The organism is Janthinobacterium sp. EB271-G4-7A (genome assembly GCF_020858075.1).
GTDB classification, from domain to species: domain Bacteria; phylum Pseudomonadota; class Gammaproteobacteria; order Burkholderiales; family Burkholderiaceae_D; genus Janthinobacterium; species Janthinobacterium lividum.
The window spans coordinates 151,111-174,748 of the sequence record NZ_JACYMI010000003.1 but is presented as its reverse complement, the minus strand read 5'-3'; the positions used below and the strand labels follow the sequence as shown (position 1 = coordinate 174,748).

Sequence of the window (23,638 nt, the reverse complement as noted above, 5' to 3'; positions counted from 1 at the left end):
GTGTTCATTGTGCTTCCCCCTTGATGTGCATTCGTCTGTGTCCAGCATAGGACGAATGGGAGCAGGCAAAGAGGTACAGTCCGGCGCCAGCCGATAGAGTACAGACGCGATCTATTCCGCTGGCGGTGCAGTAAAGACGCTGGCGCACAGTTCCGCGCCCGCCGCGCTGAGTAGCGCGCTGCCGCCGCCGCTCTCCGCCGTGGTCACCAGCACCAGTCCCGCGCTGGACAGCGCATTGAGCTGGCGCAGCAAAGTGCTCATCTGTACTCCTGCCCGCTTGGCCAGCTTGGCCAGCGACCATGGTCTCACCGGCGCCTCCTGGCGCGCTTCCCACAGCAGCGCCAGCAGCGCGATCAGCGCCGCATCGATTCCTTCTTCCTTTTGCATGTTCTTTTCTCCTTGTCCACATCATAGATCACGGCCGGCGCCGGCGCGACCGGCATCGTCGTCTTGCCATCTGTACTCTGTTTTTTTACCCGGAACTGTGCGCCTAAGGGGCAGTCCGCCGCCCCTACCATGTGATTGTCCCATCGCACATCACCAGGAGAGTCATCATGAGCAAGCCAAAGTCCGACGCGCGCATCGCGCCCTACACCCATGCCGCGGCCGGTTGGGGTGCCCTCAAGTATGTGGCCATCAATCTGTTCAAGGAAAAAGTCAGCGCGGGCAATTACCGCTCCCTGTTCGAGCAAAACCAGCCCGACGGTTTCGACTGCCCCGGCTGCGCCTGGCCCGACCGCGAACACGCGTCGACGTTTGAATTCTGCGAAAACGGCGTCAAGGCCGTGGCCGCCGAATCGACGAGCAAGCGCGTGCGCCCGGAATTTTTCGAAGAGCACACGGTCACCGCATTGATGGAACAGTCGGACTATGATCTGGAACAACATGGCCGCCTGACGGACCCCATGGTGTACGACGCCGCCAGCGACAAATACCAGGCCATTGCCTGGGACGACGCATTCGCCCTCGTGGCGCACCACCTGCATGCGCTGGACGACCCGAACCAGGCCGCCTTCTACACGTCGGGCCGCGCCAGCAACGAAGCGGCCTTCCTGTATCAACTGTTCGTGCGCGCCTACGGCACCAACAATTTTCCCGATTGCTCCAACCTGTGCCACGAAGCAACGAGCCGTGGCTTGCCGGAAACGGTCGGCATCGGCAAGGGCACGGTGCTGCTCGACGACTTCGAGCACGCGGACACCCTGTTGCTGTTCGGCCAGAATCCGGCTACCAACCACCCGCGCATGCTGGGCGAATTGCGCGAAGCATCGCGCCGCGGCGCCACCATCGTTTCCATCAACCCATTGCACGAACGGGGCCTGGAGCGCTTCACCAGCCCGCAGCATCCGCTGGAAATGCTGACGGGCGGCAGCACGAACATCTGCTCGCTGTTCATCTGCCCCACCCTGGGCGGCGACTTCGCGCTGATCAAGGCCATGGCCAAGCGCGTCGTCGAACTCGATGACGACGCCATCGCCCACGGCCAGGAGCGCGTGCTCGACTGCGCCTTCATCGCCGAACACACGACGGGCTTCGAGGCCTTCGCGGCCGACCTGCGCGCGGAAAGCTGGGACTTGCTGCTGGCCGAATCGGGCGTGGCGCGCGACAAGATCGAAGAGCTCACGCAAATCTATGTGAAGGGCAAGGCCGTCATCTCTACCTGGGGCATGGGCGTGACGCAGCACAAGAATTCGCTGGCCACCGTGCAAATCCTGTCGAACTTGATGATGATGCGAGGCAATATCGGCAAGCGCGGCGCGGGCCTGTGCCCCGTGCGCGGCCACTCGAACGTGCAGGGCGACCGCACCATGGGCATCGAGGAACAGCCGACCAAGGAATTCCTCGACCGCCTGGGCCTGGTCTTCAACTTCGAGCCGCCGCGCCACCACGGCTATGACGCCGTCGGCACCATAGCAGCCATGCTGGAAAAAAAGGTCAAAGTGTTTGTCGCGCTCGGCGGCAATTTCTCGATGGCCACGCCGGACACGCCGCGCACCTGGGATGCGCTGCGCTCGTGCGACCTGACCGTGCACATCGCCACCAAGCTCAACCGCAGCCACCTGGTGCACGGCAAGGATGCGCTGATCCTGCCCACCCTGGGACGCACGGAAATCGACGTGCAGGCGGGCGTGGCGCAAGGCGTGACGGTGGAAGACTCGATGAGCATGGTGCACATCTCGTTCGGCATGAACCAGCCCGCCTCGCCCAATTTGCGTTCGGAAATCGCCATCGTGGCCGGCATGGCGCAGGCGACCCTGGGCAGCGAAAAGATCGACTGGCTGCGCTTTTCCGGCAACTATGCGTTGCTGCGCGATTCCATCGAACAAGTGTTCGACGACTTTTTCGACTACAACTTGCGCGTGGCCAAGCCGGGCGGTTTCCACTTGGAAATCGCCTCGCGCGAACGCGTGTGGAAGACGCAAAGCGGCAAGGCGCAATTCCTCGTCAACGCCATCGAACTCGACACACCGATCCACCGCGCGCGCCAGCAATATGGCGAGCGTCTGATGGTGCTGATGACCACGCGTTCGCACGACCAGTACAACACGACGATCTACGCCATGGACGACCGCTACCGCGGCGTGTTCGGCCAGCGCCGGGTCGTCTTCATCAACAAGGACGACCTGGCCATGCTGGGCTTTGCGGCCGGCGACTGGGTCGACCTGATCGGCGTGTGGCATGACGGCATAGCCCGCCGCGCCGACCGCTTCCTGCTGGTCGAGTACGACATTCCGCGCGGCTGCATCGGCGCCTACTACCCGGAAACCAATCCGCTGGTGCCGCTGGACAGCGTGGGCGAAGGCTCGCGCACGCCGACCTTCAAATCCATCCCCGTGCTGCTGGCGCCTTCGGCCGCCCTCAGTTGATCAGGAGAACGCCATGTTCGGTTTCGATACCCTGGACCTGTCGCGCGCGCAATTTGCGATGACAGCCATCTTCCACATCCTGTGGCCCATATTGACGATCAGCCTGTCGCTGTTCCTGTTCGTTGTCGAGGCGCTGTGGCTGCGCACCAGCGACCCCGTCTACTACCGCCACGCGCGCTTCTGGAGCAAGCTGCTGGTACTGAACTTTGCCGTCGGCGTCGTCAGCGGGATTCCCCTGGAATTCCAGTTCGGCACCAACTGGGCGCCGTTTTCGCACCATTCCGGCCAGTTCATCGGCAACATCCTCGGCTTCGAGGGCGCCATGGCCTTCATGCTGGAAGCGGGCTTCATCGGCATCATGATGTTCGGCTGGGGCCGCGTACCGAAGGGCGTGCATCTGTTTGCCACCGGCATGGTGGCGCTCGGGTCAAGCATTTCCTCGTTCTGGATCATGGTCGCCAATTCCTGGATGCAGACGCCGGCCGGCGTGCGCGTGGTGGACGGCAAGATCATCGTCACCGATTACGTGGCTGCCATCTTCAATCCCGACATGGCCTGGGCCGTGGGCCACATGTGGGTGGCCGCCGTGGAAACGGGCTTGTTCGTCATCGCCGGCATTTCCGCCTGGTATATGTTCAAGCGCCGCGAACCGGCCTTCTTCGCCCGCTCGTTCAAGCTGGCGCTGATGTTGCTGTTGGTGATTGCGCCGTTGCAAGTCTGGCTCGGCGATTCGAGCGGCGTCGACGTCTTCAAGACCCAGCCAGCCAAGGGCGCGGCCATCGAAGGCCACTGGCACACGAATCCTGATGGCGAAGGGGCGGCCTGGTCCCTGCTGGCCTGGCCTAACCAGGCGGAGCAAAAGAATGACTGGTCCATCGAAGTGCCCGGCATGCTCAGCGTGATCGCCACGCATAGCGCCACGGGCAAGATCACGGGCCTGGCCGACATCGCCCGTGAAGACCAGCCGCCCATGCTGCCGTTGCTGTACTACGCCTTCCGCGCCATGGCCGGCATCGGCATGTGGTTCGTGCTGCTGTCGTTCTGGACCTTCGTGGCCTGGCGCAAGGTGGGGGGGCGGGTGGAAGAGTTCGTGCGCAACCGCAAGCTGCTGCTGGCCTGGGTGCTGACGATACCGCTGCCGTATATCGCCGTTGAGTGCGGCTGGATCGTGCGCGAAGTCGGTCGCCAGCCGTGGGTCGTGTACGGCTTGCTGCGTACGCGCGACGCCGTCTCCGACGTGGCGGCCCACGCCGTGGCCGGCAGCATGCTGATGTTCTTCGTGTTTTACATCGTGCTGTTCGTCACCTTCTTTGTGTTTGCCAAGAAATGGCTGCAACAAGGCCCGGACGTGGCGCTGCCGCTGCCGGACGCCGCCCATGCTGCGGGGTATTGAAATGCGCCGCTATCTGACGAGGAGTGTGTAATGGATATGAATTCGCATGCCATGCTGGGCAATGCCTGGTTCGGCCTGATCGGCCTGATGCTGATCTTTTACGTGGTCACGGACGGTTTCGACCTGGGCGTGGGCATCCTCAGCCTGTTCACCCGCCGCGAGCAGGAACGCAACCTGATCTTCCAATCGATCGCCCACGTGTGGGACGCCAACGAAACCTGGCTGGTGGTGGTGGGCGGCGCCCTGTTCGGCGCCTTTCCCAGCGCCTATGCCACCTTGCTGGAACAGCTGTACATTCCCATCATGCTGCTGATCGCCAGCCTGATCATGCGCGGCGCCTCGATCGAGTTCCGCCATGCGGCCGGCAACAAGCGCCTGTGGGACGTGGTCTTCGGCGTGGGCAGCCTGCTGGCCGCCGTGGCGCAAGGCGTGGTGCTGGGCGAGGTCATCACGGGCTTGCAGCCGGGCTGGCTGAGCGGTATTTTCACGGCTTGCACGGCGCTGGGCGTGGTGGCCGGCTATTGCCTCCTGGGCAGCACTTACCTGATCAAGAAGACGGGCGGCCAGCTGGAAGCGGCGGCGCGCCGCTATGCCACGGCCAGCGTGCTGGCGACTGTCGCGGCCGCCATCGTGCTGTCGGCCGGCACCATGGTCTTCAGCGCCATCGGCCACGACCGCTGGGCGCAGCCGGGCGTGTTCGGCGTGCTGCTGGCCCTGGCCGCCATCGCCGCCAGCGCCTTCATCTACATCCTGTGGGCCGTGCATGTGAACGGCGTGCGCGGACCGTTCCGCGGCGCCATCGTGCTATTCCTGGCCTCGTTCGCGGGCCTGGCCATCAGCTTTTTCCCCGACCTCGTGCCGGGCAAGCTGAGCATCGCGGCGGCCGCATCGGATGAACCGACCTTGATCTTCATGCTGATCGGCATGGGTTCCATGCTGCCGATCATGATCGGCTACAACCTGTTCCAATACTACGTCTTCGAGGGCAAAGTCGTGCCCCGGAAACATTAACCGGCATCACGGCATGCGCATTCCATCATGATTATCCGCCCCACCACCAACTGGTTTCGCATGCTGTTCGTCTGGGATGGCTCGGTGCTGCAAGCCATCATCCCGCAATTGCTGCTGATGCTGGTCGTCAGTTCGCTGGCCCTGCTGACGGATGGCCGCATCTTCGGCGTCAAGATTCCGCTCGATACGGCGCCGTTTCCCATGGTCGGCATCAGCCTGGCGATCTTTCTCGGCTTTCGCAATAACGCCAGCTATGCGCGCTTTGTCGAGGCGCGGCATATCTGGGGGCAATTGCTGATCGCCGCGCGGGCCCTGGCCTCGCAGGCGCTCACGTATCTGCCACGGGAGACGAGCGGGCTCGACCATGAGTTGCTGATGAACCGGCTGATCGCCTTCGTCTACGCGCTCAAGCACCAGTTGCGCCAGACGGACCCGCAGGAAGACCTGGCGCGCTACCTGCCGGCCGAAGAAGTGCAGCGCTTGCAGGGACTGAACTTCAAGCCCGTCGCCGTGCTGCACACGGTGCGGGCCATGCTGCATGACGCCGTGCAGCGCCAGCCGGGCCAGGCGCAGCTGCTGTGGATGCTAGACACCCAGCTCAACGACCTGGCCGCCACCGTGGCCGGTTGCGAGCGCATCAAGAACACGCCGATACCGTATCCGTACGGCGTGCTGGTGCACCGCACCGTCTACATGTACTGTTTTTTACTGCCGCTGGGCCTGGTGGACGCCATCGGCGTGGCCACGCCCCTCATTTCCGTCTTTGTCGCCTACACCCTGTTTGCGCTGGAAGCCATCGCGCAGCAGATCGCCGAACCGTTCGGCCTGGCACCCAACTGCCTGGCCCTGAACGCCATGACGCGGGAAACGGAACGCTCACTGCTGGAATTGCATGGCGACCCGCTGCCACCGTCGATACGGCCCTGCCCACGCTATCAGATCGATTAACCGGAGGAAAAATCATGGAATGCGATATCGGCATCACCACCATCGAACGCGACGGCTACCTGGACGTTCCCATGGTGCGCCACCAGGGGGGCGTGGTCACGGCGGGCCGCGACATGGTGGCCGAGGAGTATCCCGTGGCCCTCGTCTACAACGGCATCGCCCACGCCGTGATGATGGCCACGCCGCGCGACCTGGAGGAATTCGCCGTCGGCTTTACCTTGACCGAAGGTATCGTCGGCAGCGTGCGCGACATCTACGACCTCGATGTGTGTTGCGGCGAGGATAGCGCGGAAGTGCGGCTGACCATTGCGCAGCCGGATTTGATCAAGCTCAAGGCCCGCCGCCGCGCGCTGACAGGGCGCACCGGTTGCGGCGTGTGCGGCATCGAAAGCCTGGCCCTGCTGGACCTGGTGCCGGAAAAGATCACGCGGCCCCTTCCGCCGCTGGTCGCCAGCAGCGCCATCCTCGGCCGCGCCGCGCGCGAACTGCTGCCGTACCAGGAATTGATGCACAAGACGGGCGGCGTGCATGCGGCCGCCTGGTGCACGGCCGAAGGCGCCATCGTGAAGGTGTTCGAGGATGTGGGCCGGCACAATGGCCTCGATAAACTGATCGGCTACCTGGCCCTGCACCGCATCGCCATGCACGACGGCTTCGTCTTCCTCTCCAGCCGCGCCAGCTATGAACTGGTGCGCAAGTCGGCGCGCATGCATATCGGGCTCGTCGCCACCATCTCGGCACCCACCTCGCTGGCCATCCGCATCGCGCGCCAGGCCGGCATGCAGCTGGCCAGCTTTTGCCGCCGCGACGGCTTTGTCGATTACACGGCCGGCGACGGGGAAGATAGCGGCCAGCATGCACCTTAGCATGTACCTTTAACGGCAGATGCTGCATTCTTTGCTGTAAAGCAAGTGCACGCTTGACTTGCCGACGCTGCGGGCTTTCAATGGGAATAGTTTCCTATTGTTAACTTTGCCTGCAGCCACTCTCCTGGCGCGGCAGCGATGAAAGGATGGCGGCGATGGCACTGGCACAGGAGCAGCATCTGATCGATACGTGGCAAACGGGCGGCTTGAAACCGCGCGCCTGCGATTGCGGCGGCACCGTCTTCACCATCTTGCACCAGCGGGTGATGGCCGACATGCGGCGCCGGCAGTTTCTCGGCGGCGCGGCCGCCATGCTGGCACCCTTCGTCGGCCTCGGCCTGTCCACCGGCAACGCCATCGCCCAGCAGCCGCAAACGCCCCAGCGCCCCCTGCTGCTGACCAATCTGCGCCTGTTCGACGGCACGGGCAAGGCGCCCCGCTCCGGCATCCACGTGCTGGTGACGGGCCCGACCATTACCGCCCTGTTGCCGGCCGGCGAAAAGGTGGACGGCGCGCAAGTGATCGATTGCCAGGGCAAGCTGGTGATGCCGGGCCTGATCGACGCCCACTGGCACACCATGCTCGCCGCCATCAACCAGGTGACGGCCATGACGTCCGACGTCGGCTATCTATACCTGGTGGCGGCGCAGGAAGCGCAGCGCACCCTGCTGCGGGGCTTTACGTCCGTGCGCGATCCTGGCGGCCCCGCCTTTGCATTACAGCGCGCCATCGATGAAGGCATCGTCGACGGCCCCCGCATCTTTCCGTCGGGCGCCATGATTTCGCAAACCTCGGGCCATGGCGACTTCCGTTTGCGCTCGGACATCCCGCGCGCTGCCAATGCACCGCTGGGCATGGCGGAAACGGCGGGCATGGCCATGATCGCCGATGGCGAGGCGGAAGTGCTGCGCCGCGTGCGCGAACAATTGATGCTGGGCGCGACGCAAATCAAGATGATGGCTGGCGGCGGCGTCGCTTCGATGTACGACCCGCTCGACAGCACGCAGTATTCGGAACGCGAACTGCGCGCCGGCGTGGAAGCGGCCGCCGACTGGGGCACGTATGTGATGACCCACGTCTACACGCCGAAAGGCATACAGCGGGCCATCCGCGCAGGCGTGCGCAGCATCGAGCATGGCCAGCTGGCCGACGACGAATCCGTGCGCATGATGCGCGACACGGGCACGTGGTGGAGCCTGCAGCCTTTCCTGCAAGACGCGGATGCGAATGTCTATCCCGATGTGGCGCGCAAGGCCAGCCAGGCTATTGTCTCGGAGGGCACGGTGAAGGCATATGCGCTGGCGCAAAAGTACGGCATCAGGACGGGCTGGGGCACGGACATCCTGTTCAACGCGAAAAACACGCCCACGCAGGGCCGCCAGTTGGCGAAACTCACGCGCTTTTACGATCCCCTGACCTTGCTGGCGCAGGCGACGGGGCAAAATGGCGAACTGCTGGCCCTGTCCGGCCAGCGCTCGCCCTACCCGGGCACCTTGGGCAAGCTGGCCGCGGGAGCGCTAGCCGACTTGCTGGTGGCCGATGGCGACCCCGCGAAGAATCTCGATTTCCTCGCCAGGCCGGAAGAAAACCTGCTGCTGATCATGAAGAACGGGCGCATCTACAAGGACAAATTGCGCGCGCCATTGGCAGGCTGAAGGCGGGCGCGTTGGCAACGGCGGTGGCTTGCCGCATAATGCGCCCATGTTCAAACTGACTTTTCTCGGCACGTCTTCCGGCGTGCCCACGCGCCACCGCAACGTCACGTCGCTGGCCCTGCAAACCACGCACAACCGCGACTGGTGGATGATCGATTGCGGCGAAGCCACGCAGCACCGGCTGCAGCGCCTGCCCCTGTCCGTGCACGACCTGGTGGGCATTTGCATCACCCACGTACATGGCGACCACAGCTACGGGCTGCCGGGCTTGCTGGCCAGCGCCTCGATGACGGGGCGCAAGAAGCCCTTGCTGCTGATCGCCCCGGCCGCCATCAAGGCCTGGATCGACGCGACACTGCTGCACACGGAACTGTTCCTGACGTATCCGCTGATCCACATCGACGTGGACAGCGCGCCAGTGGTCTACGAGGAAGCGGGCTTGACCGTCTCGCGCCATGCGCTGTCGCACCGCGCGCCGAGCGTCGGTTATCGTTTCGCGCTGGAAACGAGCAGGTGGAAGCTGGACAAGGCGGCCCTGCAGGCAGCGGGCGTGCCGCCCGGCCCCGCCTGGGGACTCTTGCAAGCTGGCCAGGAGGCGCTGCTCGAAGACGGCACGGTCTTGAACGCCGCCGCTTTCCGCCAGGTGGAAACGCAGCGCGCCACGGTAGTGATAGGCGGCGACAACGACACGCCGGCCTTGCTGGCGGAGGCTTGCGCGGATGCGCAATTGCTCGTGCATGAAGCCACCTACACGGAAGCGATGCTGCAGAAAGTGGGGCCCGGCCCCACGCACAGTTCCGTGCAGCGCGTGGCGCAGTTCGCCGAAGCGGTGCGCTTGCCGAACCTGATCCTCACCCACTTCAGCGCCCGCTATCACAATGCGGACGGCATGGCCGAGCTGGAAGCGGAAGCCCGGCTGCATTATTCGGGCGAACTGTTCCTGGCGCGCGATTTCGACAGCTATGAACTCGACGCGGCGGGTGCGCTCACCAAGCAGCCGGGGAAATCGTCGTTCAGTGGGGATTGACGCCATACTGCGCCGCATACTCGGCGGCCAGCGCGCGCGCCGCCTGCTGCTGTGACGGCGTGAGGATTTCCAGCAACTGGTCGCGGTTCTTGATCGATTGCACGCTGCCTGCCTCGGCCGGCATGGCGATCCACGCATACGCCTGCACGTAGTCGAGCTCCACGCCCTGCCCTTGCGCGTACAGCAAGCCATATTCATTCTGCGCCGACAGGGAACCGGCTTCGGCCGCCTGCTTGTACCAGAACGCCGCTTCGGCAAAGTCTTGCGGTACGCCATCGCCCTTGCGGTAAGCCTGCGCCAGGTTGAATTGCGACTGGCCATCGCCCGCCTCGGCCGCCTGGCGGCCATACGCGAGCGATTGCGCCATGTCTTGCGCGACGCCATCGCCGCTCGCATACATCAGGGCCAGATTGGCCAGCGCTGGCGGAAAACCCGCCTGCGCGGCCGCCGTAAACAATGCCACCGCTTTCGGCAAATCTTGCGTCACGCCATGGCCCTGGTAATACAGGCTGGCCAATAAATGCTGGCCGGCCGGATCGCCGGTGCGCGCGGCCGCATCGAATTGCTTGAATGCCTCGGCGTAATTGCCGTCGTTATAAGCGAGAATACCCGCTTCATTAAAAGATTCAGGAGAGGATGTCATGGAATTCCTTGTTCGGGGATTTTCGGGCATTGTACACAGCACCGTTCCGCGCAGAATGTACGATAGGGAATGGTGTGGCGCACTGCCCAAATCCTGCAGTATGATCACTCTCCGCCTGATGCAATCGGGGCATTTGCCCCAACGCCCGTCCACGAATATCGCCATGAAACTGATTGCTCTGCTTTTATCCCTGATTTCCACCTCGGTTTATGCTGGCACCTTGCATCTGGATAAAGCAGTGACAGGCAAAGTGTGGCAAGCGGCCAATATCCGTTATGCGAATCACGATGAAAAACAGACGTATCAGCTGAAAATCGGGAAGCAGTGGCTCAATGGCCGTTGCAGCAGCAGCGGCACGGGCAATTTGCACGCGCTGCTGCTGGACATGAATTTCGACGGCCATGCCGACCTGTGGGTCACCGGCTATACGGATAGCCAAGGGCGCATCCGCTGTTCCGATGTATGGCTATGGGATGCGCCGGCGAAACAATACAGTTTCAACAAGCCATTATCGGCCATTCCAAATCTGGATATCGGCATGAACGATCAAAGAATCGAAGGCGGCATCGCCAATTGCGGCTGCGCGGCGCAATGCTTTTATGAAGACAGCTATGCGTGGCGGGCCAGCAAATTAATCACCACCGCGCGGCGCGAACAGGATTGCGAGCGCTATCGGGAATATCGCTTGAATGACAAAAACGACATGATCATCGTCAAGGATGAAATCATCGATAGCAGCAACCCCGGCCAGCAGGCCATCGAGAATACAAAACTAGTTGACTGGCAGCGTCACGCGAAAATCATGCGCAAACCCTGGGAATGATTTTTATCCTGCCCTGCCCGCCATTCATCCCACACCATCGAGCAAATACATGACGACACACCCAACATCGATTACTTTCCATTCCGCCAAGGCGGAAGACACGCCAGCCTTCATCGACTTGCGCGGCAAGACGCGGCAAAACGCCATTCCCGCGGAACGCCTGGCGGAAGTGGGCATCACGGCCGACTCCTGGGCCGAGATGATGCACTCGGGCAGCCTGCCTGGCCAGGTCTGCCATCACGACGGCCAGCTGGTCGGCTACTGCTTTGGCGAGCGCGACACGGGCGAAATCATCGTCCTGGCCCTGCTGCCGGAATTCGAAGGCTTAGGTATCGGCAAGACCTTGCTGGAATTGGTGATGACGGAACTGCGCGCGCAAGGCCACCAACGGCTGTTCCTCGGCTGCTCCAACGACCCCGCCTCGCGCTCCTACGGTTTTTACCGCTACCTGGGCTGGACCGCGACGGGCGAGACGGACAAGTATGGCGACGATGTGCTGGAATTCCGCTTTACGGCCTAGGCTGCCAAGCGGTTGGCATCCCACACGCGCATGATTTGCGTGATGGCAGAGTCAAACACGGTGTAGCCCACGCCATCGCGGGCCTGGATAGCCACGCCCGATAGAAAGCTGTCGAAGACGGACGCCAGCGCCACGGCATCCATATCACCAGGCAGGTCGCCGCTGGCCATGCCCCGCTCGACGCAGCGCACGAAGCCGGCGCGCGTGCGGGCGCGCGAATGCGTGAGGGGCGCGGCCACGGCCGCGTGTTCGGCCGTCGGCGCGCTCATGCAGCCGAGCGCCACCATGCAGCCGGGCGGATGTCCCGGCTCGGACTGCATGCTGGCCGACTGGCGCAAGGCCAGCTCGATGGCCGCGCGCGGCGCCAGGCTATCATCCCACAGGCACTCCGTCACGCGGGCAAACGTGTCCAGATAGCATTGTGCCGCTTCGCGGAACAGCGCTTCCTTCGAACCGAACGCCGCATAAAAACTGGGCGCGGAAATGCCGCCGCCCAGGCTCGCCTTGAGCTGGCTCAAGGACGTCGATTCATATCCCTGCTGCCAGAATAAAAACATGGCCTGCTCGACCGCTGCCTGCCGGTCGAACGTGCGCGGCCGTCCCATTTGCGCCATCCTTCGCTCCTCCTCATTTACTTACATACTACTCGATACAGAAGTCATTGACAACGCGGCACGTCATCACCTATATTTATACCGATCGATACATATGTACCGCAACGACGGTCAGGGGCGCTCCTGCGCCTGATCTCTTTACAAGGATGTTCGCCGTGAATCTCGCCACTATCACCACCGGAGCCAGCCCCGCGCTGGCTGACCGCCTCCCCGTCGCCGGCCTGCTGGCCCTGGCCATGACGGGTTTTATCTGCATCGTCACGGAAACCCTGCCCGCCGGCTTGCTGCCGCAGATCAGCGCTGGACTCGGCATCAGCGCCGCGCTGGCCGGGCAAATGGTCACGGCCTATGCCCTCGGCTCCCTGCTGGCAGCCATTCCGCTCACCATCGCCACCCGCGGCTGGCGCCGCCGCAACGTGCTGTTGCTGACCATCATCGGATTTCTCGTGTTCAATACCGTCACGGCCCTGTCGTCGCACTACTGGCTGACCCTGGCGGCCCGCTTCTTTGCCGGCATGGCGGCCGGACTGGCATGGAGCTTGCTAGCCGGCTATGCGCGGCGCATGGTGGCGCCCCACCAGCAAGGCCGCGCCTTGGCGCTGGCCATGGTGGGCGCACCGGTCGCCCTGTCCTTGGGCGTGCCGCTGGGCACCTTGTTCGGTTCGCTCGTCGGCTGGCGCGCCGCGTTCTGGATCATTTCAGCACTGACATTGATCCTCATCGCCTGGGTGCTGGCCAAGGTGCCGGATTACCCGGGCCAATCCGTCCATGAGCGCCTGCCCTTGCGCCGCGTCTTCACGACGCCGGGCGTGCGCCCCGTGCTGGCCGTCGTCATCGCCTGGATGTTGGCACACAATATTCTCTACACCTACATCGCCCCATTCGTGGCGCCGGCCGGATTGACGGAGCGAGTCGATCTGGTGCTGCTCGTCTTCGGCGCCGCCGCCATGGCTGGCATCTGGATCACGGGCAAGCTGGTCGAGCGCCACTTGCGCGCCACCGTGCTGGCCAGCCTGGCCGTGTTCGCCGCGACGGCCTTCGTGCTGGGCGTCGCATCGCACATTCCCGCTGTGATCTACCTGGGCATGGCCGTCTGGGGCTTGTCCTTTGGCGGCGCGGCAACACTGTTGCAGACGGCGCTGGCCGACACGGCAGGCAGTGGCGCCGACGTGGCCTTGTCGATGAACGTAGTGGCGTGGAATGGCGCGATTGCGGCCGCGGGCGTGGTCGGCGGCGCCCTTCTGGAAACGTGGGGCGCGGACGCCTTCCCGTGGGCAATGGTCAGCTTGCTGGTGCTGGCGCTCCTCGTCGCCTGGTCGGCCCGCGCGCACGGCTTCCGGCCGGGACGGCGCAGCGGCGGCGCGTCCGTGGCCGGGCATTGATACAACGCGTTTAATCAGCCGCCGGCACGCTCAGAATGCGGGGTACGTGTCCAGTATGGGCGAGGAAATCGACCAGGGTGGCATGCGACAGCGCCACCGTGGCCGTATTGCGCAAGGGATGGGCTTGCACAGAACCAGCTTCCCATACGGCCTGGTCCAGCACCAGTTCCACCGCCTGCGCGCTGTCGTGGATCAGCGCAAACAGGCTGACGGACCCCGGCGTGATGCCCAGATGCTGGAGCAAGCGTTCAGGCGAAGCCATGCTCAGCTTACTGGCCGGCAACAGCCGCCCCAGCGCCGCCAAGTCGATGCGCTTGTCGAAAGGCACGATGACGAGAAAATGCCGCCGACCCTTTTCATCGCGCACGAACAGGTTTTTTACCATCAGGCCAGGCATGGCTGGCACGTGGATCAGCGCCTCGTCGATGGTGTGGACGGCCGGGTGTTCGGCCAGGGTGTAATCGCCGGCGCTGCTTGCCAGCCAGCGGGACAGGGTTTCTTGCATGGAGACTCCTCAGCTCGGACGCAATGAGGAATTGTAGCGGGTCGCTGCACAGCTCGCTGTGCTTAGCCTTAAGGTTTTTTCTCCGCCTCTTCCTTATCGGCCGCCGCCAGCCCCCAGTCATTCCAGCCCTCGCCAAACAGCTCGATCGGATGCTGCGTGCGCTCGGAACCATTGCCGCAGCGCATGGCGTCCGGCGGACAATACTTGTCGCAGCCCCAGCAGATGCGTTCGGGGTTCTTGGGATTCAAGGGAAAAGGCTTGGCCATGGTGTGGGCGCCGGGGTCGGTTGGGTCTTGTTGATGACTCTAGACCTGGCGCGGTGGGCGGTCAAACCAATTTCAGCTAGAAACTTGTCCAATATCAAGCTTGTGCAGATCTTGGAGCATCTGCATGGCGCCGTCCCCTACTCTTTATCTTTTCTGACGGAGATGGCCACTTCCAGCACGATACGCGCCACATTGACACCGCCGTCGGCGGCTGGCTGTGCCTTGAGCTCATCCAGCGCGTAGACCATCGTCACCATGGCGCCAGGCACGAACAGCTTGATGTCCTGTTTGTCGTTCATGTAGATGCTCTCGTCCACTGTCGAGCCATCCGCCAGGCGCAAGGTAACGCTGTTGACCTGATCGCCACGGCGGCTGTCCTGGCCCGCGAAATACGTTTGATCGATGATGCCCGTCAAGATTTGTGTTTGGAGGCACTTGGCCTCGATGCTTTTCCACCAGGCTTCGGAAGCGAACAGGCCCTCGCTGCCTTTCAGGCCCATGTGGGGTCTGGAACTGTCGAGGGTGAGGGATTGGATTTTGGCGACGCGGCTGGGGTCTTTTGCCAGGGCTTCGGCAAGGGTATACACGCATTTCATTGAGCTGTATTTTTCCGAGGACGAGAATTGGCGTAGCTTATGGAAGGTTGAAAATATCGGCTGCATGAATGGCGCTCCGGGTATGCCAGCACTTTATAATAGTGCCAAGTATAACAAGCACTCATATCGACCAACTCCCTTCACTGATCAAATAACCATGTCTTCAAAAATATTGGCTGGCCTGCTCTTACGTTCGAAAACCTTTCGCGCACTGGCACTGCTTTCCTTCACCCTCGCCTGCGCCGCAGTATCGGCGGAAGGCTTTCAAAACATCACCGCCGGACAGACCCTGGGCAGTATCAAGGCACAATTTCCTGCTGCAACCATTGAATCCGTGGAAGCTGCATGGGTAACGGAGTCAGATGGTTTCTATCGGCTTTCAGGTCCGGGGTTTCCAGGCAAGCTATATCTGGTATTTTCCGACATGCGCCCTTTTCAACGAAAAATGCTTGAGAAGATAAGTGAGAAAATCGAAGCTTCCCCCGAAGGCACGATCACGAGAAAGGATGTATTCACTTTCGAGTACTGGACAAAACTGGCCAATGAAACCACCGATAACAGTTTAAAAATAAGCAACATGCGCTGGGTACCGGACGCATCCATCCCGCTGCAGCGCTATATTGCCAAGTATGGCAAACCCGACGCATCGGGTTTCAGCGACGCTGACATGAAGCCCTATGCCGAGTGGAAAAAACGCGGCATTTATCTCAATTTATCGGATGATCAAAAACAGGTTCAATCTGTTGAATTTTCTTTCACAAAAGAAGAAGAACGCGTCGAGTGCCGCAAGAAGTATCAAAAAGCCGATTGGGCCAAGGAGTGCGCTTAAGACAGCACGCGCGCGCCGGATGAAGCTAGTATACGCTTGGACGGAGCGTCGTTCGCCGTGAAAGCTGACTCATCATAAGCAAGCGGCGAGATTCAAGTCCCGTGGCGCAGCCATCGCATGGAAGCTTGCGTCTTAATGCTTGCGCCGAATGACGTAGGCATTGCCGGCAGGCTCAAAACCGAGCGTCGGATAGTAAGACATCGCATCCGGGGCGGAGAGCAGTATCAACGACACTTCCTCGCCGATGATGTCCTGGGTGCGCTTGACAAGTTCCTTGCCGATTCCCAAGCCCTGGTAATCCTTGTTGACGGCCAGATCCGACAGATAGCAGCAATACGCATAGTCGGTCAACGACCGGGCCAATCCTACCAGCTCCCCATCCACCCAAGCCGACAGCAAGAGGCAAGGCGCGGCGAACATGCGCGCGATTCTCGGGAGATTGTCGGTGGGGCGCTTGATTCCAGACTGATCGAAAACACGGACGATATCGACCGGATCAAGGGGAAAATTGTGACGATATTCTACGGTGATGTTTTTCATGTTTTCAAAGGTGGAGGTAAGCGCGCTTGGGCGTGCTATACCCATGATATGGCCGCAGCCTGTTTCGACAAGCATCGCTCATGTCGGCGTATTCATAGTATGGCAGTTGCGGGGGATAAGGGCTGTTCCCGTCTCCGCCACGCACCTGTAACTCAGTCAATTGCCCGGAACTTTAAAAAACATTGGCCCTCATACTCCACTTCGCCATCCAATGCGAAGCCGATTCTTGCAAGCCCCTTGACGTGAGTGCGGCTGGGCGGCAGCAGGATAGTGACCGGGCCAATACCCAGTTCCAGCCGGCGGTGCATGAACCGGCGAACCAGCGCAGGACCATGTCCCCAGAACGCGGGGAGCAATACCAGTGCCAGGTCAGCTTCGCGCCCTTCCTTCTGAAAACCGCCCCAGCCGGCAAACGCGCCATCAATCCGGATAGCCCACGGCCCATAGCCATTTGCTTGCCACTGCGCGTCCTTGCCTTTCGCCCATTCCATCACAGTGTGCTCATCCCAGCTTTCGGTGGCGAGCGGCATGTGGCGGATGACGTCCTGGTGATTCAACAGAACGAGCCATTCATCATTGGCAATATCGGAGAGCGGGTGAAAAGTAAAAGCCATGTGCGTCTTGTCAGTTTAATGAGAACTCGATGAACTTCTATCGTGCCACGAAAACTACGCACTCACCAGTGGAGAACAAAAACGCTGGAGCCGGGATTGTTGACTGTAGACGGGGCAGTTCCATTCTTCCTGCATTCGCAAGGGTGTGAAGAGTCAACATGCGTGAGGCAATCCTGCCAGCAAACGAGCAAGCTGTCGGCAGCTTGTGTGACAATGCTCACACTGGAAATGTGGAAGCTTCCATATCTCTATCTGATATCGAACAGACTTGGCAAGGATTGTAAATATGTTGGCACCGTTACGTTTGAATAGAAGCATGTACGCTTCCTTTGTCGCCGCCGTTTTTCTTGTTGCTGGCGTCTCATCGGCACTCGCCACCTCTCTTGATGAAGACCGGACACGCGGTGACATACATGGCTTATTTGAGATCAGGGATGCTGCAGTAAAGTTCATGGCAGCAGAGAATTCCAAAAACGGCACACGGTGGCGGGTCTTGGAGCCTAACCGGAAGATTCTGGTGACGAAATGCGCGGTATCTTTGCGTGTGGAATGGGTTCCGAAGAGCCGTGGCCTGTCTGGATCAAATGTTGCGGTGAGCTGCGCCAAGACTGTAAAGCCCACGATACAACATAAATGGGAAGTGTTTGTGCCAATCGCCAAGGGTCCACAACGCGCCACAGTTATTCCAGGAAACTCCTGAGTGACACCGCTTATTTTGAGCCGCGGACGAAACTGCCGACAAAAATATTTCAATTTGGCAATGTCGATTTGTATTTTCTGAAAAATCATACATCTATCACGACTACGTTCCACACCACAACATTGAACGCATCAATTAAAAATATCTCACATTCCATTGAAAAAGCCAGCTCTTTCAACGTTTTTCGCCGAATTATTGGATTTTTCGCCTATGCGCACGCGGCAGCTGTATACTCCATGTCATACGCATCCTATTCCGATGCCAGTTATAGCGAGCAAGTGGTCGAAGGACAATTCAATCCTTGCGCAGCCAAAAACTTCATCTGCTTAATTCAGTACCCAATATTTGAACAGCAGCATTGTATAAATCATCTATCGATTTTTGCCACGCATGAGGAATTGATGGAACTGGGTTTCGAGGGATTTGACGACAGGGTTGCGACATTCGCGAGGGTATGGCGGGAGGGTCCGTCCTGACAAAAAAGGAATATCGAAATTACTTGAAATCTCAAGATTGCGATAAAAAAAGCCAGTCACATGACTGGCTTTTTTTATTATGCAGGACTTTCCTGAAACTGTTTTGCATTATCACAAATTTTATACCATGCGGGCTTGGAGCCGACATACACATGAAATTGTATGCTGACCTCAGGGTGATCATCCAGGCAGTTAACTGATATCGGAAACGAATCATTTTCTGAGCCAATTTCCCCCAAAGAAGTCCCACAGTTTTTACAAAAAGTTCTTGCATATTTAAAGGGAGTCTCTGGATCATATCGCTGAATAAATTCTCGCCCCTCCAGCAAGGTAAATGAATTCTTATCAACGAAGGCCAAGGCACTCGCGCCGGCCTTCCGACAACGAGAACAGTGACACATGCCCATCATGCCCGGGGGAGACGCCAATTCAAACTTTACTGAGCCACAGCAGCAACTGCCTCTGATCATGAGATGTCCTTTTTGAAAGTTGACACTGTATTTTTACACAGTACTTTTGGACAGGCAAGTGACATATGGTGGAATTTTTCAGAACCGAAGCGAGGAAGGGGCAACTCTGCCATTCAGGCACAGACTGATGCGTTGAGTGCTGTGAAAGCTTGTTCAGTCGAAAACTGATTAGAGCTCTATGTAGAGTTTGCGAACGGTAGCAGTGGATCTATCCTGATGTTGGGACAGGCCGGGAGATCGTGCTGGTGTTAATGATGAGCGTGCACTGAAGTCAAAAAAGCAAGGGGAGGATTCTGGGCGGGCTGGTCCCGCAGGCCCAGCCTATAGCCCAAGCTTTATTCTTCACCAGTATACACGGAGTTCAACTGGAATATTGATCAATGGCTTCACTGAATAATCTGGCTTGCGATCCAGGAAACAAGCAACGTCGGGAATGGGAAGGATCTGTGCAAATATTCCCAGCTTTGTCTTGTATTCGATTTTATTGAGCAACACGGCATTCGCATGGGATAGAGCATGGATATCCTCGCAAGCAAGATCGAGTGTCTCGTATCGCGCATAGTGATCGCCCGGCTGATTGGCCCAGTAGATGCACAGCGCTGTAGCAAATTCACACTTTGCTTGCACTATGATCTGCGTTGGAAGCCATATGCCACTATCATAATTATGATGCTGGACGATGGCATGAAGCTGACATCCAGACAGAGTCGAGAGATCGTTTTCTACCTCTTTTTTGAACGCTTGAATACCTATCGTTCTCTGCCGAACATAGAAGTGATAAAAATCTTCCTCCTCGTTACCTTCCATAGCGCTGTCAAAAACAGACTGGGCCATGTTGTGGTAATAAGTGTCGCCGGCACATTTTCCTTTCAGGGCCAGTATTAGGATAGCTTGCTCGGCATCCGGGCCGTTCGGCTGTGTAAGCCTTAGCGCTTTTTCCAGTTTTGTTAAAATTTGCATTCCTTGGAGTAGACGGTTTGACAAAACTTCAGGATGAGTGAATGCGACAAATGATAAGGAAATGTCGTTCTTCATGCAGCCTGCACAATATTGTCGTATCTATTTAGCTGGCGCGACCCGCACCGCAGCGTACCAGCAAGATGAAAGAGTTAATGGAAAACATCAATTGTAAAGGCATACCACACATCCGCGTACTGGCAGACGAAGACACCGACGGCCCCACGTACGAAACTCTGCCGGCGCACCAGATTGCCGAGCACGTCTTCGAACTGCTGGCGTCACCCGGCTTGGCCCTGAACCTGGCGCACGGCGACATCTAAACATCGCCGACCCGCTCTCCCCTGCACAAGTATTAAAGCGCGGCGGCAACTTCTGCATCCAGATCTACGATGCCGATGCCGTGAGCCAGTCCGCAGTCGACCAGCTCGAGTACGACGTGCAAAAGCAGCTTGGCGGCACCATGGACGGCCAATATGAAGGCAATCTGACCTTCAACGTGCCGGGACACCACGGCATTTACAACGTCAACGGTCCCTCCGACGCCTTCCGCGAAGCAACGGGCGTGGAATGGTACTTCGCCAATATCTACGCCAACCTCGATGACGACAATGATGAAACCCTACTCAACTGGTGGCTGGATATGTAAAGTTTACTGACCACCTTGACGAGGCGCCGCAAGCCTTGGTCCAGCACGTCATCAAGGGCTACCTCATACCAACACCAAAACCGTAGAAAAAGTTTATCGCGCTTGGCCACTTGGCGAGGCAAGTTCGGTCCCAGACGTCTCCACCACTGAATTTTTAGAATCAAGTAGTTAGCTAGAAGAAAGCTGTCATTATTTGGGGGTGTTTTAGCCTGGGAATGACAACAAAATGACAGATTTTTTCGTACGTTAGCTACTCAGCAACAACAGCCATCCCCTCATTTCGTAGCCTTACGATGGGTTTGCGTCAAGACCCGGAGAGCTATGTGCATAGGAACGTTGTTTTTCGCCAAGTAGGCGGCCGCAGTCGCTGTGCCTAGCATTTCTTGAAAAATGACTCCGACATCGACTTTTTGCGCTGTTAGACCGTCATGCCTTAAACAGTCATAATTTTGGTTGGCTGCAATAGCAAATATGGGTTCATCAAGTTTGTTAACGTGCATTTTTGCCTCATCAATAAAAGAGAAAAATGTCTCCTTTTTTGTCTTAAAGATAACTTAAATTTCCATTTTTGAGTAAATATTTTCTTTAATCAAGTTGTTGAAAAAGTAAAAAATTAACTATTAACAAGCAAAAATCATGCTTACAAGAACGTAAGTAAGCATGGGGGCAAAACACCTATTATTGTAAGGGAGACTCTCCCACTTCCCCTGCAAATTCCTTGGCCAGTACACCACGTGCACTAACGCGAGGGTCAGGTTTGGCGTTCAGACACGGACTGAGGCGTGGGGTTCTGTGACAGTTGGCTCAGTCGCAAAACTGATTGGAAGCACGAACGCGCGCCCAAGGCGCGCGGGGCTGCCGCGCAGCGGCAGCGGTTGGAGGATTCGGGGCGCCGCCCTGCTCGCTTCCGCCAGGAAATAAAAAAGCCGCCCAAGGGGGCGGCTCTTCTTTTTATTTCCTGGCGGAAGCGGTGTAATGCACATAACTAGTATTCATAAGCCCCACACTGTCACCCACTATTAATGTACCTACTTTCGTACCGTCGATTGAAAGGAACACAGAAGTTTTCAGGTCTTAGACTTTCGGTCTGCAGTCCATAGCCTACGCCCTTCGAGGACGGGGCTCAAGCGCAAGCTTGGGAAGCTCGACAAGGAACTCAACAACCATGCGGGCTTGCGGCCCGTTTCTGCTCCGCAAAGGTGACATTATAGCAGCAGTACAAGCGGCCATCCATGGCGAGTTTTTTGTGTTTGAGGAGCAAACTATTCCAGAAGCATGATAAATTAACATCACTTTCGAAGTTATTGCAGTATAACCAAGCAACTTTCGGTATGTTATCTTAACCCTATCGTCGTCCCATCATAAGGACAAAGCACAAGTATCGCAATCGAGCCCAGTACGAACGCCAAGGCCTTTAGAAAATCGACGAACACAGCTCTCGTCAGCGAGCCATGTTGCCATTGTCCCCACTTCAGTTCTTCTATTTTCAATCAGACCGTTTTCCCATAGGTTTTTCATGCTCATACTGCCGTCATGATAGTCACAGCACAGACTCAAAGTACCTTAACTCAGCCCTGTGAACGACACTTGTGCAATTGAACGTGCCTTTGAGTATTTTCCTACTATGAAGCATAATTCAATATTGCATAAAATGAAACAATATTAAGTGTCCATTGCTACAAAATGTAAGCAGTACTTGAACTTCCAATCGAGCGGGCGTATGTTCTAAGATGAGATGCAACAAAAGTACTTTTGCATAAGTTGACACAAGGCATCATTTGTGTACAGAAATATGCTATCCTGAGGAGCTTCGTGTTCTTGACAGAAAGAACATTTTTTCTCAAAGGCAGCTAATGATTCTAATAGGCAGTCAACTTTCTGAAGTAACAATTGATCTCGCAACCGCAAAAGGGTGCAAAATTGAAAATGCTCAGATAACTGAAATTGATATTACTGAGAAAAATCAATTTTCTCTTTTTAAAAAATATGAAAATGATAGTACTCATCTAAGAACAGATGCTACACCGCGATACAACTGTCATGGGATGACATTTGCTTCGCGCCGTACGGGCATATATAGAGCAGAGGATCTGAAGCAGATACTAAAGGAAGATGACTATATTCAAATTAATTCGACTAATGTGTTACCGGGTGATGTAATTATATATTTCTCTCCAGATGGGGACTTTGAACATTCAGGAATAGTTGTGTCTTCCCCAAATGAAAGTGGGTTAGGAGTTCCAAGAGTTGTCAGCAAATGGGGGAAATTTGCTGAATTTTCTCACTGGGCAAATAATTGCCCCTATAATTTTTCAAACGTGCGATATTTTAGGATAAAAGTATATGGAAATCAAAGTTCCCAATGAAATAATTGAAGCGTACGTCTTTGCCAATACGCCAGCTTACTTATATCGAAAATTATTAGCAAGCATGCATGTTTCAGCCTTGGAAAAACTATCAAAAGATAATCTATCTGAGTTGGTAATCAGATCAACTAATGGAGACGTGGAATCGGTTGCCTTAGCCTATTCCGCGCTACTTTCGCTACTTCGCTCGGGCGCCCCCTCTAGTTTCATTCAGGAATTGATATCTAAAGCCAAACTAAATTGGGCAAATGAAATTATTTCCTTACATCAGCAAAAAAATACCACAATTAACAATGTTCATTTTACAAACCCCTTTACTTCAAATGTAACGATTGCAAATTACAAATCAAACTCAACCAGTTCTAATTTCGTCTCATACTCGCCAACCAATTCATGATTAATTCCACATTCTCAGTAATCGCAAAGCGGGCAATAGTCGATTCTCGCACTCAAAGCATTTCCTTGATTGATATCATCGAAGGGTTTAGCTCACTTACTTTCCCCATTGTAATTCCTAGTGTCGCATTAATTTTTCATTTCTCTCGCGAAGCTGAGGACAACACCATTCAAAATGGAATAGTCAAATACGAAATTGATGATGTTGTCACTTTTAGCACTCCTGTTGAACTCGACTTTCAAGAGAACTTACTTACTAGATTAATCATTGAGATTGATGGATTTTTAATTCCAACTAACGGAAAACTAAAATTATCCTGCTGCATTGATAATATTTTGATTTCAGAGTATAAAATTCCAATTTTGAAATTAACCCCTCCAACACCTACTGTCAGCGTTTAATAAAAAACACTAAATATCCTATAGGTGCATTTTCATATTGCAAAATATTAAAAATTCAATATCCTATAAAAAATAATTCACATCTATATTTTTACTCGTAACAAGCTTCCCAATGCTCACGAA

The 23,638-nt window shown here is 57.3% G+C and carries 27 protein-coding genes; 17 read left to right on the top strand and 10 right to left on the bottom strand.

Annotated features, from left to right (window positions below; all coding sequences use genetic code 11):
• Positions 1 to 111: 111 nt before the first annotated feature.
• Positions 112 to 387 (bottom strand): Rrf2 family transcriptional regulator, encoded by a 276-nt coding sequence (locus IGS58_RS21220; protein WP_070255187.1) that lies wholly within the window; start codon positions 385 to 387, stop codon positions 112 to 114.
• 167 nt (positions 388 to 554) lie between these two features.
• Between IGS58_RS21220 and IGS58_RS21215 the strand changes: the two genes are divergently transcribed.
• The 7 genes from IGS58_RS21215 to IGS58_RS21185 all read left to right on the top strand — a co-directional run bounded on the left by IGS58_RS21215 (position 555) and on the right by IGS58_RS21185 (position 9,767).
• Positions 555 to 2,867 carry an FdhF/YdeP family oxidoreductase gene (locus IGS58_RS21215; protein ID WP_230522622.1) on the top strand — a complete coding sequence of 771 codons (2,313 nt, stop codon included), beginning with the start codon at positions 555 to 557 and terminating at the stop codon, positions 2,865 to 2,867.
• A gap of 13 nt (positions 2,868 to 2,880) precedes the next feature.
• Positions 2,881 to 4,260 (top strand): cytochrome ubiquinol oxidase subunit I, encoded by a 1,380-nt coding sequence (locus tag IGS58_RS21210; RefSeq protein WP_230522621.1) that lies wholly within the window; start codon positions 2,881 to 2,883, stop codon positions 4,258 to 4,260.
• Positions 4,261 to 4,290: 30 nt separating this feature from the next.
• Entirely contained in the window at positions 4,291 to 5,271 is a 981-nt protein-coding gene (locus IGS58_RS21205; RefSeq protein ID WP_151093570.1) for a cytochrome d ubiquinol oxidase subunit II, read from the top strand.
• A gap of 27 nt (positions 5,272 to 5,298) precedes the next feature.
• Positions 5,299 to 6,219 carry a bestrophin family protein gene (locus tag IGS58_RS21200; protein ID WP_230522620.1) on the top strand — a complete coding sequence of 307 codons (921 nt, stop codon included), beginning with the start codon at positions 5,299 to 5,301 and terminating at the stop codon, positions 6,217 to 6,219.
• Positions 6,220 to 6,233: 14 nt separating this feature from the next.
• Positions 6,234 to 7,085: a formate dehydrogenase accessory sulfurtransferase FdhD gene (fdhD, locus tag IGS58_RS21195; RefSeq protein WP_230522619.1), complete on the top strand. Its 852-nt coding sequence runs from the start codon at positions 6,234 to 6,236 to the stop codon at positions 7,083 to 7,085.
• 155 nt (positions 7,086 to 7,240) lie between these two features.
• Positions 7,241 to 8,740 (top strand): metal-dependent hydrolase family protein, encoded by a 1,500-nt coding sequence (locus tag IGS58_RS21190; protein WP_230522618.1) that lies wholly within the window; start codon positions 7,241 to 7,243, stop codon positions 8,738 to 8,740.
• A gap of 46 nt (positions 8,741 to 8,786) precedes the next feature.
• Positions 8,787 to 9,767, top strand: a complete 981-nt coding sequence (locus IGS58_RS21185) for a ribonuclease Z (RefSeq protein WP_230522617.1) — start codon at positions 8,787 to 8,789, stop codon at positions 9,765 to 9,767.
• On the opposite strand, the gene IGS58_RS21180 is transcribed toward IGS58_RS21185, so the two are convergent.
• Positions 9,754 to 10,410: a tetratricopeptide repeat protein gene (locus IGS58_RS21180; protein WP_230522616.1), complete on the bottom strand. Its 657-nt coding sequence runs from the start codon at positions 10,408 to 10,410 to the stop codon at positions 9,754 to 9,756. The genes IGS58_RS21185 and IGS58_RS21180 overlap by 14 nt on opposite strands.
• Between IGS58_RS21180 and IGS58_RS21175 the strand changes: the two genes are divergently transcribed.
• Positions 10,409 to 11,233, top strand: a complete 825-nt coding sequence (locus IGS58_RS21175) for an XAC2610-related protein (RefSeq protein ID WP_230522615.1) — start codon at positions 10,409 to 10,411, stop codon at positions 11,231 to 11,233. The two genes, IGS58_RS21180 and IGS58_RS21175, sit on opposite strands and share 2 nt — an antisense overlap.
• A gap of 49 nt (positions 11,234 to 11,282) precedes the next feature.
• Positions 11,283 to 11,753 (top strand): GNAT family N-acetyltransferase, encoded by a 471-nt coding sequence (locus IGS58_RS21170; protein ID WP_070255217.1) that lies wholly within the window; start codon positions 11,283 to 11,285, stop codon positions 11,751 to 11,753.
• Here IGS58_RS21170 and IGS58_RS21165 read toward each other — a convergent pair.
• Positions 11,750 to 12,367, bottom strand: coding sequence for a TetR/AcrR family transcriptional regulator (locus IGS58_RS21165; RefSeq protein WP_230522614.1), 618 nt, complete (start codon positions 12,365 to 12,367; stop codon positions 11,750 to 11,752). The two genes, IGS58_RS21170 and IGS58_RS21165, sit on opposite strands and share 4 nt — an antisense overlap.
• Positions 12,368 to 12,603: 236 nt before the next feature.
• On the opposite strand from IGS58_RS21165, the gene IGS58_RS21160 reads away from it, so the two are divergent.
• Positions 12,604 to 13,749, top strand: a complete 1,146-nt coding sequence (locus tag IGS58_RS21160; protein ID WP_230522777.1) for an MFS transporter — start codon at positions 12,604 to 12,606, stop codon at positions 13,747 to 13,749.
• Between the two features lie 10 nt (positions 13,750 to 13,759).
• Here IGS58_RS21160 and IGS58_RS21155 read toward each other — a convergent pair whose 3' ends face one another.
• From IGS58_RS21155 to IGS58_RS21145, 3 genes are all read right to left on the bottom strand, one after another.
• Complete coding sequence (locus tag IGS58_RS21155; RefSeq protein WP_070255226.1) at positions 13,760 to 14,254, bottom strand: prolyl-tRNA synthetase associated domain-containing protein; 495 nt, start codon at positions 14,252 to 14,254, stop codon at positions 13,760 to 13,762.
• 68 nt (positions 14,255 to 14,322) lie between these two features.
• A complete protein-coding gene (locus IGS58_RS21150) occupies positions 14,323 to 14,520 on the bottom strand; it encodes a DUF3079 domain-containing protein (protein ID WP_034786630.1) in 198 nt (65 codons plus the stop codon).
• Between the two features lie 137 nt (positions 14,521 to 14,657).
• A complete protein-coding gene (locus IGS58_RS21145) occupies positions 14,658 to 15,182 on the bottom strand; it encodes a hypothetical protein (protein WP_230522613.1) in 525 nt (174 codons plus the stop codon).
• A gap of 91 nt (positions 15,183 to 15,273) precedes the next feature.
• On the opposite strand from IGS58_RS21145, the gene IGS58_RS21140 reads away from it, so the two are divergent.
• Positions 15,274 to 15,945 (top strand): hypothetical protein, encoded by a 672-nt coding sequence (locus tag IGS58_RS21140; protein ID WP_139144124.1) that lies wholly within the window; start codon positions 15,274 to 15,276, stop codon positions 15,943 to 15,945.
• Between the two features lie 132 nt (positions 15,946 to 16,077).
• Here the strand turns inward: IGS58_RS21140 and IGS58_RS21135 are convergent, their stop codons facing one another.
• Entirely contained in the window at positions 16,078 to 16,485 is a 408-nt protein-coding gene (locus tag IGS58_RS21135; RefSeq protein ID WP_230522612.1) for a GNAT family N-acetyltransferase, read from the bottom strand.
• Positions 16,486 to 16,637: 152 nt separating this feature from the next.
• Positions 16,638 to 17,099, bottom strand: coding sequence for a GNAT family N-acetyltransferase (locus IGS58_RS21130; RefSeq protein WP_230522611.1), 462 nt, complete (start codon positions 17,097 to 17,099; stop codon positions 16,638 to 16,640).
• Positions 17,100 to 17,385: 286 nt separating this feature from the next.
• On the opposite strand from IGS58_RS21130, the gene IGS58_RS21125 reads away from it, so the two are divergent.
• Positions 17,386 to 17,799: a hypothetical protein gene (locus tag IGS58_RS21125; RefSeq protein ID WP_230522610.1), complete on the top strand. Its 414-nt coding sequence runs from the start codon at positions 17,386 to 17,388 to the stop codon at positions 17,797 to 17,799.
• Positions 17,800 to 18,352: 553 nt separating this feature from the next.
• Here the strand turns inward: IGS58_RS21125 and IGS58_RS21120 are convergent.
• Together IGS58_RS21120 and IGS58_RS21115 are read right to left on the bottom strand one after the other, a co-directional pair.
• The gene (locus IGS58_RS21120) at positions 18,353 to 18,745 is read right to left on the bottom strand and encodes a GFA family protein (protein ID WP_442908376.1); all 393 of its coding nucleotides are present in this window, start codon (positions 18,743 to 18,745) and stop codon (positions 18,353 to 18,355) included.
• 342 nt (positions 18,746 to 19,087) lie between these two features.
• A complete protein-coding gene (locus IGS58_RS21115; RefSeq protein ID WP_230522609.1) occupies positions 19,088 to 19,780 on the bottom strand; it encodes a DUF4274 domain-containing protein in 693 nt (230 codons plus the stop codon).
• A 77-nt stretch (positions 19,781 to 19,857) separates the two neighbouring features.
• On the opposite strand from IGS58_RS21115, the gene IGS58_RS21110 reads away from it, so the two are divergent.
• The 5 genes from IGS58_RS21110 to IGS58_RS21090 all read left to right on the top strand — a co-directional run bounded on the left by IGS58_RS21110 (position 19,858) and on the right by IGS58_RS21090 (position 23,515).
• Positions 19,858 to 20,025: a DUF4265 domain-containing protein gene (locus tag IGS58_RS21110; RefSeq protein WP_230522608.1), complete on the top strand. Its 168-nt coding sequence runs from the start codon at positions 19,858 to 19,860 to the stop codon at positions 20,023 to 20,025.
• A gap of 80 nt (positions 20,026 to 20,105) precedes the next feature.
• Positions 20,106 to 20,351, top strand: coding sequence for a hypothetical protein (locus tag IGS58_RS21105; protein ID WP_230522607.1), 246 nt, complete (start codon positions 20,106 to 20,108; stop codon positions 20,349 to 20,351).
• Positions 20,352 to 22,204: 1,853 nt separating this feature from the next.
• Positions 22,205 to 22,717, top strand: coding sequence for a hypothetical protein (locus IGS58_RS21100; protein ID WP_230522606.1), 513 nt, complete (start codon positions 22,205 to 22,207; stop codon positions 22,715 to 22,717).
• The gene (locus IGS58_RS21095; protein ID WP_230522605.1) at positions 22,695 to 23,114 is read left to right on the top strand and encodes a hypothetical protein; all 420 of its coding nucleotides are present in this window, start codon (positions 22,695 to 22,697) and stop codon (positions 23,112 to 23,114) included. Before IGS58_RS21100 ends, IGS58_RS21095 begins: the two co-directional genes overlap by 23 nt.
• Before the next feature lie 65 nt (positions 23,115 to 23,179).
• The gene (locus IGS58_RS21090; protein WP_230522604.1) at positions 23,180 to 23,515 is read left to right on the top strand and encodes a hypothetical protein; all 336 of its coding nucleotides are present in this window, start codon (positions 23,180 to 23,182) and stop codon (positions 23,513 to 23,515) included.
• Positions 23,516 to 23,638 lie beyond the last annotated feature (123 nt).